Source organism: Eximiradius sp. (genome assembly GCA_937127445.1).
GTDB lineage: Bacteria > Bacteroidota > Ignavibacteria > Kapaibacteriales > UBA2268 > JAKIZO01.
The window spans coordinates 56,994-66,140 of record CAKZLY010000028.1 but is presented as its reverse complement, the minus strand read 5'-3'; the positions used below and the strand labels follow the sequence as shown (position 1 = coordinate 66,140).

Genomic DNA, 9,147 nt, shown 5'->3' with positions numbered 1-9,147 from the left:
GAAGATTTAGTCGTTGCGTTAATAAACGCATCCAATGCTTTTTTCGCTTCCCTCTCCTGTGCTGTTAATTCTAACTGCACCCCTAAAGAGAGAATTAGAATCATTGTCATTAAAGAGTTGATTAAAGTTTTCATTTAATTCCCTAAAATCATATTAATAAAAGAAAAAATTACTTGTTAAGAGAAATATTTTTACTCGCTTCGTAAAAACAATTGCTAGTTCAAAATAATGTAGATATAGTTTCTACATTAATATTTCATAGCTAAATAAATTAACAGTATTGGGAACAAAAGATCCCACCAAAAAACATATCCAAAATTTCCAGTCTTAAAGTTTCTTTTCATTATCATATCTAATATATGACCAGCGGCACATCCCCAGAATTACACAAGACTTACAATTGCTGTTGCAAAATAAAACTCATTCCCGTAATAATCAGTTAGAAGTGCTAATACTCCAATTGCTAATGATGCGAATCCAACTTCAGATTGGAATTTTTTGTGTGGTTCCCAACCGATATAGCCAGAAACTTGCCTATGAAAAAATAGATGACCCACTGCAAAACCAAGGCATTGATATGCCAATCCAATCGAAAAAGCATTGTCTTTTAAGATTACCACCCAATTGCTCCAATTATCTACCATTGATTGATAAATAGTGAAAATAATCGCGAGTAAAAATGGTATTGAAACAGAGATTTTTTTTTGAGGAAGTTACTCATATTACACTCTTTGGAAGGATAATAAAACTCCTTACATAAGTTAAATTAAATATATTCAATGAATTATGCAAGGGAAAAATTGCAAAAAACGATATAATTAAAAAGGCTGTCTTGTACAAACTTGACAGCCTTTTTCAATAAACTTAGTTCAAGCAACAGAAATTATTCAGCCTTTGCTCCAATAACCTCACGAAAACCACTCTCAAGATCAATCTTCTTAACTTTTTCCATGTACCAGATAACAAAGGCACTTGCAATGTAAACTGACGAATAAGTTCCTAAAATAATACCAATAATCATAATAAAAGCAAATCCTTGAAGAACTGGGCCCCCGAAGATGAACAAGGAAAGCAATGCCAACAAAGTAGTTGATACTGTATTTACTGTTCTACTTAGTGTTTCATTAATGCTAAGATTTGCTAACTTAATAAAATTCATACCTTTGTGACGTTCTTTATTTTCACGAATACGGTCGAAAATAATAACGGTATCGTTAACAGAATAACCAACAACTGTTAGCATGGCTGCAAGAATAGAGAGATTCACTTCCAAATTAACAATACCTAAATTATTAAGAGTAACAGCAATAGTAAATGTCAAAATCACATCGTGAACAAGAGCAACAATAGCTCCAACACCGAAAATAAACTCAAATCTAAACGCAAGGTAAATTAGCATAACAAGAACAGCAAGGAACACAGCCCAGAAAGCTTGCGCTCTTAACTCACTACCAATTTTCGGACCGATTTTATCGACTTTCAAAATTGTAATTTTTTCGTTAGGAAATGCTTGAGTAAGAGCATTGCTTATTAGTTCTGGTGCATTTGCAGATTCAACTGTTCTAATTAAGAACTGGTTTTCTTCGCCAAAAGATTTTATTTCAACCCCAGTAAGTCCTGATTTAGTAACTGCGGAGCGAATTTTATCTGTTGGTATTGGTTTTGATGTTGAAATAGCAACTTCGGTACCACCAGCGAAGTCTATACCATATTCAATGCCTTCGATAATAGTTATTATAACGCAAGCAATTATCAAAGTGATTGATAAACTTACAAACAATTTTCTATATTTTAAAAAATTTATATTTGGATTTTTGAAAAATCTCATTTTTCACCTCACTAATTATTTTGTTTAATTTTTGGTTGACCGAAATCGAAAGAGGTAGCACCTTTTGCCATAAATATTTCAATGATAGCACGAGTTACAATAATTCCAGTAAACAAAGTACCTAAAATACCAATCATCAGAGTAAGAGCAAATCCTTGAATAGGACCAGTTCCTAAGAAATACAAAATAGCACCCGTAAAGAATGTTGTAACGTTAGAGTCTATAATTGCAGAGAGAGCTTTTCTGTAACCTTCGTCAATTGCTGAACGAATCGAACGCCCATTATTAAGTTCTTCACGAATACGCTCAAAAATAAGTACATTAGCATCTACCGCCATACCAATAGTTAAGATAATACCAGCGATACCAGGCAGTGTGAGTGTTCCACCTAATGCAGCAAGAACAGAAAGAATAAGCGATACATTAAGTATTACAGCAAAATCAGCAAGTGCTCCGCTTAAACCGTAATACATCATCATATAAAGAACTACGAGAATGACAGCAATAAGCGAAGCATTCAGCCCACTACGAATCGAGTCTTCTCCGAGTGATGGACCGACAACTCGTTCTTCGATAATTTGAACAGGTGCTTTCAACGCGCCTGCATTCAAAACGATTTCGAGTAAATGAGCTTCTTCTGTATTTGCCATTCCTGTAATTTGCGAATTTCCTCCGGTTATTTTGCTTTGAACTGTTGGTGCAGAATACACTCTTCCGTCTAATACGATTGCAATACGTTTTTTAAGATTTGCACCAGTAATGCGCGCCCAACTTTCAGCACCATCGCTGTTCATACTCATTAGAACAACAGGTTGGTTAGTAGTAGGATCGAATGACGCGCGAGCATTGGATATTACCTCGCCTGTTAATTCAGGTTCTTTTTTCAAAGCATAGAAATCGAAAATTTCAATGTTTTGTCTTTGTTTTAATCTGGTGTCTGGTTTTGCATCGACAGAAATTTCTAAATCAGCAGGAATTAAAGCAGCAACATCAGGTCTAGACAATAAGACTTGCAATTTAGGAATCGAATCTTTTGGTATTCTGAATATATATTCTCCATCAGGGAATTGATCTGATGTATAATAGATAGGCACTATATTTTGATTTTGTCCAGGAACAAAGAAAGTAGAGAATAGAGTTGTAAATGGATGGTCAAGTGCATATCTGCGTTGAGCTTCTTCTGGCGGAAGTCCAGCATATGGATTATTAGCGGTATCATTTTTTGCTTTTGTTGTGTCAGTTTTAGTTGTATCTGTTGATTTAGCAAGTTTAGTTGTATCTTGTTTTGTTTTAGGCTGCTCAGCAACCAAAGTATCAGTAGTAAGAGTATCTAATTCAACAATAGGTTCCTCAATCAGTCCTTTTCCTGCTTTAATTTTATTGCTAAGCATTTTATCAATTTTGTAAAATGCCTGAACGATTTCTTTATAATTTCTAACTAATTTGAATTCAAGGCGAGCAGTGGTTTGTAAGAGACTACGCATTTCATCTTGATTTGTAACACCTGGAAGTTCGAGCATAATGCGGCGCGAACCTTGTTTTTGAATGTTTGGTTCGCTAACACCATATTGGTCAATACGCTGACGAATTACTTCTTGTGCCTGATCAATAGCTTTGTCAATACTTTCGTTTAAAGATGCAATGATTTTTTCTTCGGATGCATCGCGTAAATCACCAACGTCGAAATAATTCAATAACGATTTACCTTGTGGGCGAGCTATATTATTAAAATTACGAAGGAAAATATTTAGCGCTGCTTCGTCAGACTTAACAGCTTCCTTACGCGTTTTAGCAATCACATCTTTGAAAATTTCGTCAATAGTTTCACTTTGTGCTGTTTCCTCAATTAGTTTTACAACATCAACTTCCATTGTAACATACATACCACCCCGTAGATCAAGACCTAACTTTAGACGGCGAGCTTTAGCGGTCTTTAATGCTTCGCCATATTGTTTCTGAAATACTTCTATTATCGCCAGTGAGTCAGTGCTATTTGACGCTTTTTTAGCTTTTGCTATCGCTTGTGCTTCTTTTTCTTCCAACTTCGATGCTTGGTAAGTTGGATAGAGCAAAACTATTGCAGCAATCACTGGAACAACAACAAGTAAAATCTTACCGAAATACTTTTTCAATGAACATACCTCCAATAATTTATAATAGTAAATTATATCGAAAACAAGTTTTATCAAACTACAAATTTATTTATATTTACAATAATAACCAATTAAATTGTTAAATTAATGTTTTTACTTATATGAAGTGTGATGTAGTAATAATTTCTTATAACACTAAGGTATTAGTGGAAAATTGTATTTTGTCGATTTATAATTATGCGAATAGATTTGTGAAAAATATTATTGTAGTTGATAATTGTTCATCTGATGGAACGGTTGAGTACTTGAAAAAGGCTTTTCCAGAGATTACTATAGTGAAAAATGAAGCAAATTATGGTTATTCATATGCAGTAAATCGTGGGGTAGAAAAAAGTAGCAGTGATTTTGTTATTATTTCTAATTCTGATGTTGTTTTTTTGGATAACTCGATTGAAATATTACTACAAAAATTGTCTCAAAACAAACATAATGCTGTTGCTTTCCCACGACAAATCTTTCCAGACGGTAGTTTTCAATATTCTTATGGTGATTTCCCGACAATTTTGAGTGGATTAAAGGAACTTACTTTTATTGGCCCTGTAGAAAATACGCTACGAAAAATACTTTTCAATAAATTCAATCTTGACTTTCCTAAGCGATTTTTTGGCTATGCGGATGGTGCTGTTTTAGCTGTGAGAAAAAGTATATTTGATAAAATAGGTGGTTTCGACGAAGATTACTTCTTCTATTCTGAAGATATGGATTTTTCTCACAAAATTAAATCATATGGGAAAAGAATTATCTTCTGTCCTTCTTCACGTGTTATTCATTTACGAGGAGCAAGCTCAAATAGTGATAAATTTTCATATGAGACTACAAAAAAACTCCTTTTAAGTAAGGTATTTTTTGCCAAAAAACATAATTTATTAAAGAAATTGAAATTTTATGCTAAATGCCAAATTATTAAATCCCAAATTATTATTTTTTTTCTCAGACTATTTATTCGCAATTCGAATAATAATAGTTCTCTTGTAAAGTTTCATCGGAATAATACTAAAGTCTGGAGTGAAATATTAGATGAATTACAACACTAAACTATATTCTGAGGAGCTCGAAGCTTAAAAATGGTTATTTCAGGCTTCACACCAACTCTAAAAGGTGGGCCAGTTGTTCCAAGTCCTCGATTAACGTATAAATATTGCTCCTCAACTTTGTAGAGGCCAGCCCAATATTTATAAACAAATGATGCCGGTGAAATTTCTTTTCCAACGATATTTATTCCAAATTGTCCTCCGTGAGTGTGTCCCGAAAGGGTTAAATCAACAGGTAATTTTCTTAATACACTCTTTTCCCAATTATTGGGTTCGTGGCAAAGCAGAATAATCGATTTATTTGGGTTCAATCCCTCTATTGCCTTTTTGAAATCCGCGTAATTTTGATTACTCATTCCAGTATTTTCAACACCTGCGATTTGAACAATTCCCTGACCAGTATTTATTTGAAAATTTAAGTTATTAAGCATTTTTATGGCAACTTTTTCTAATTTTTGATTGAATTTGCGTATATTTTCTTTTCCAACGTAATAATCATGGTTGCCCATACAACCAAAAGTACCATAAGTAGGATATAAATTATTTAGCGATGGCAGAATAAAGTCCAACTCTTCAATCCGAAAATTAACAAAATCGCCAGTGACAACAACTACATCAGGTTTAGCATCATTGATGGCTCTAACAGTTTTCTCGATTAATTTTTTAGATAGGAGGGAGCCACTATGTATATCACTAATTTGAACAATAGTAAAGACACCCTCTTTTATAGGAAATTTGGGAAGTTCTAATTCAATTATCTGGAATTGGATAGAAGTTGTATCACGAGTTAATCCAAAACCAGCCGAAATAAATGGTATTGCAGCAAATGTCCAACCTACTGTTTCAATTGTGCGTCTTTTTGAATAATCTATTTCTGAAATATTTGAATGTTTAGCAATATTTTTTTTGTTTCTTATTGAAAATAATATATTTTTGAGAAAATTTATTAAATCTTTAATTATCAGAAAAGGAGCTATAACTAATTTAGGTAAATACCATAAACTTGAAAAAATTAGGAAAAAATTATAACTTAAATTCGGTGAAATAGAATATAATCGTTGAATATTAAAAAAAAGTGATGAAAGTATAGCCAAAATTGAAATGGCAATAGGAATTTGATAAGCTAATTTGTTGAATTTACGCTTTTTTATGAATTTAGTCCAGTGAAACAAAACATATGCTTCAATGATGATGGTAAAAGAAGTGATTATCAAAATAAAAGGTATCCATCTATGTAAATTCATATACGATTTCTAAATTATAGTTTAAATACTTAATAGAAATAGACGCAAATACCAATAATTTTATTTGAGTGTAAATTTATCGATAAAAAAGTATTGTAAAAGTGTTTTTTCTAACAATTGTTTATTTTATTTTATAATTTTGTGTGTTTGTGTAAATAAAAATGTAAATAATTAACACTATTATTAACAATAATAAAAAGTTCTATGGCGATTTTTAGTTTTCTACGCTCAACTGTATTGAGCAAAATTGTAATGGCAATTACAGGTGTTCTGCTGCTGCTTTTTATTATTGGGCATCTGGTGGGGAACCTTCAAATTTATCTCGGTCCCGAACCACTTAATACTTATGCCCAATTTTTGAAAAGTATAGGGGAGATATTGTGGATTGTGCGAATAGTATTATTCGTCTCTCTTGTTCTTCATATCATTACATCGTTGTATCTTAGCTCAATTAACAATTCTGCTAAACCTGTGAAATATCAGGTGGTAAATTACGCTAAAGCTAAAATCAATTCACGTTCAATGCTTGTAACCGGAATTATGATTTTTGCTTTTATAACTTATCATTTATTACATTTCACTTTCGGAATTACTAATCCCGAGCATTACGAGCAACACGAACTTACAGTTAAGAAAGCCTATGTTTTACCCGGAAATGTTTCAGAAGAGCAATTAAAATCTATGCCAAAGAACTGCTTCGTAGAGCAAAACATTTTAACTGAAAGGCACGATGTTTATAAAATGGTTGTTTTAGGGTTCAGAAATCCATTCATTTCTCTTGCGTATATTGTTGCAGTTGTTCTACTTGGTTTCCATCTGAGCCATGCAATTAAAAGTTGTTTCCACACATTAGGTGTTACTGGTCCCAAATTCACTCCTTGGATGGAGAGATGTAGCACTATTTTTTCAATTATTATCACATTATTATATGTATCAATACCAATTTCTGTATTATTAGGATTGGTAGGAGGTGGAGTATGAAATTAGATTCAAAGATACCAAGTGGTCCAATTCAAGAAAAATGGGACAAGCACCGTTTTGAAATGAAACTTATTAATGCAGCAAATAAACGGAAATATAAAATAATAGTTGTTGGAACGGGGCTTGCAGGTAGTTCTGCTGCAGCATCGTTTTCAGAGCTTGGCTACAATGTTGAAGTATTTACTTATCACGATACTCCACGTCGAGCTCACTCAATTGCTGCACAAGGTGGAATTAACGCTGCAAAAAATTATCGCAATGATGGAGATAGCATTTGGCGACTTTTCTATGATACAGTAAAAGGTGGGGACTTCCGTGCCCGTGAAGCAAATGTTTACAGATTAGCACAAGTTTCTAATAACATTATTGACCAATGTGTTGCACAAGGTGTTCCATTTGCTCGTGAATATGGAGGATTGCTCGATAATCGTTCCTTCGGTGGTGCACAAGTTTCTCGTACCTTCTACGCCCGAGGGCAAACGGGGCAACAACTCCTGCTTGGTGCATATCAAGCTTTAATGAAAGAAGTTCAAAACGGCAATGTAAAAATTCACACTCGCAAGGAAATGATGGACATTGTTGTAATTGATGGAGTTTGCCGTGGAATTGTTACTCGTGATTTAATTACTGGGAAAATCGAATCTTTTGTTGGCGATGCAGTGTGTTTAGCAACCGGAGGATATGCCAATATATTCTTCCTTTCAACTAATGCGATAGCTTGCAATGTTACAGCAACATTCCGTGCTTATAAAAAGGGCGCAGGCTTTGCTAATCCTTGTTTTACGCAAATTCATCCAACTTGTATTCCAGTTAGCGGCGACCATCAATCTAAGCTAACATTAATGAGTGAATCTTTGCGAAACGATGGGCGAATCTGGGTACCGAAGAAAAAAGATGACCGCAGACCACCAAATGAAATCCCAGAAGATGAACGCGACTACTATCTTGAACGTAAATATCCGAGTTTTGGCAATCTTTCTCCTCGTGATATTTCTTCACGTGCTGCAAAAGAAGTTTGCGACGAAGGGCGCGGAGTTTCGGCAACAGGATATGGTGTATATCTCGACTTTGCAGACGCAATTAAGAGATTAGGCCGTCAAAAAATAGAAGAAAGATATGGTAATTTATTTGAAATGTATGAGCGAATTACCGGTGATGACCCATATAAAACACCTATGATGATTTATCCAGCAGCGCACTATACTATGGGTGGACTATGGGTAGACTATAATTTGATGAGTACTATTCCCGGTTTACATGTCCTTGGTGAAGCTAATTTTTCTGATCACGGTGCTAATCGGCTTGGTGCAAGCGCTCTTATGCAAGGTCTTGCCGACGGATATTTTATCATTCCATATACAATTGGGGATTATCTTGCTAAGGCAAAACTTGAAAAAGTTACAGATAAGCACCCTGAATTCCGCAAAGCAGAAGAAGACGTTCGTAATAAAATTCATAAGTTACTTTCAATAAAAGGTAAAAGAACTCCGACTTCTTTCCACAAGCAATTTGGGAAACTTATGTGGGAAGATGTTGGTATGGCGCGTAGTGCAGAAAGCCTAAAACATGCTCTGGAAGAAATTCCCAAAATACGAGAAGAATTCTGGAATAATCTTAACGTCCCTGGTGAAGATGCTTCTTTAAATATTGCTTTGGAACGTGCTTGCCGTGTTGCTGATTTCCTCGAATTTGCAGAGTTGCTTGCTTGGGATGCTCTCGAACGCGAAGAGTCGTGCGGTGCTCATTTTAGAGTTGAATACCAATATGAAGATGGTGAAGCAAAACGTAATGACGAAAAATTCTGTCATGTAGCTGTATGGGAATACAACGGCGATGGCAATAAACCAATTCGACACCAAGAAGAATTAACATTTGAGAATGTGCCTTTACAGGTGCGGAGTTACAAATAA

General features: G+C 34.4%; 6 protein-coding genes and 1 pseudogene. 3 read left to right on the top strand and 4 right to left on the bottom strand.

Translation table 11 applies throughout. The annotated features are described in order from the left end of the window. Positions 1-248: 248 nt before the first annotated feature. The 3 genes and pseudogenes from AC6QZF_RS08940 to secD form a co-directional block, all read right to left on the bottom strand. Positions 249-686: pseudogene (locus AC6QZF_RS08940) on the bottom strand (DUF6790 family protein). 197 nt (positions 687-883) lie between these two features. Then, positions 884-1,828, bottom strand: coding sequence for a protein translocase subunit SecF (gene secF / locus AC6QZF_RS08935; RefSeq protein WP_499799544.1), 945 nt, complete (start codon positions 1,826-1,828; stop codon positions 884-886). Between the two features lie 11 nt (positions 1,829-1,839). Further along, a complete protein-coding gene (secD, locus tag AC6QZF_RS08930) occupies positions 1,840-3,960 on the bottom strand; it encodes a protein translocase subunit SecD (protein WP_499799543.1) in 2,121 nt (706 codons plus the stop codon). 122 nt (positions 3,961-4,082) lie between these two features. Between secD and AC6QZF_RS08925 the strand changes: the two genes are divergently transcribed. Continuing rightward, entirely contained in the window at positions 4,083-5,015 is a 933-nt protein-coding gene (locus AC6QZF_RS08925) for a glycosyltransferase family 2 protein (RefSeq protein WP_499799542.1), read from the top strand. On the opposite strand, the gene AC6QZF_RS08920 is transcribed toward AC6QZF_RS08925, so the two are convergent. Further along, positions 5,012-6,256, bottom strand: coding sequence for a metallophosphoesterase (locus AC6QZF_RS08920; protein ID WP_499799541.1), 1,245 nt, complete (start codon positions 6,254-6,256; stop codon positions 5,012-5,014). The two genes, AC6QZF_RS08925 and AC6QZF_RS08920, sit on opposite strands and share 4 nt — an antisense overlap. Before the next feature lie 204 nt (positions 6,257-6,460). On the opposite strand from AC6QZF_RS08920, the gene AC6QZF_RS08915 reads away from it, so the two are divergent. Together AC6QZF_RS08915 and AC6QZF_RS08910 are read left to right on the top strand one after the other, a co-directional pair. Continuing rightward, positions 6,461-7,237 (top strand): succinate dehydrogenase cytochrome b subunit, encoded by a 777-nt coding sequence (locus AC6QZF_RS08915; protein WP_499799540.1) that lies wholly within the window; start codon positions 6,461-6,463, stop codon positions 7,235-7,237. Next, positions 7,234-9,147 carry a fumarate reductase/succinate dehydrogenase flavoprotein subunit gene (locus AC6QZF_RS08910; protein WP_499799539.1) on the top strand — a complete coding sequence of 638 codons (1,914 nt, stop codon included), beginning with the start codon at positions 7,234-7,236 and terminating at the stop codon, positions 9,145-9,147. The genes AC6QZF_RS08915 and AC6QZF_RS08910 overlap by 4 nt, the downstream gene beginning before the upstream one ends.

Bases quoted from the DNA above. Each gene is read 5' to 3' on its own strand.
- secF (WP_499799544.1), bottom strand. From the start codon at position 1,828: ATGAGATTTTTCAAAAATCCAAATATAAATTTTTTAAAATATAGAAAA.
- AC6QZF_RS08925 (WP_499799542.1), top strand. From the start codon at position 4,083: ATGAAGTGTGATGTAGTAATAATTTCTTATAACACTAAGGTATTAGTG.
- AC6QZF_RS08920 (WP_499799541.1), bottom strand. From the start codon at position 6,256: ATGAATTTACATAGATGGATACCTTTTATTTTGATAATCACTTCTTTT.
- AC6QZF_RS08915 (WP_499799540.1), top strand. From the start codon at position 6,461: ATGGCGATTTTTAGTTTTCTACGCTCAACTGTATTGAGCAAAATTGTA.
- AC6QZF_RS08910 (WP_499799539.1), top strand. From the start codon at position 7,234: ATGAAATTAGATTCAAAGATACCAAGTGGTCCAATTCAAGAAAAATGG.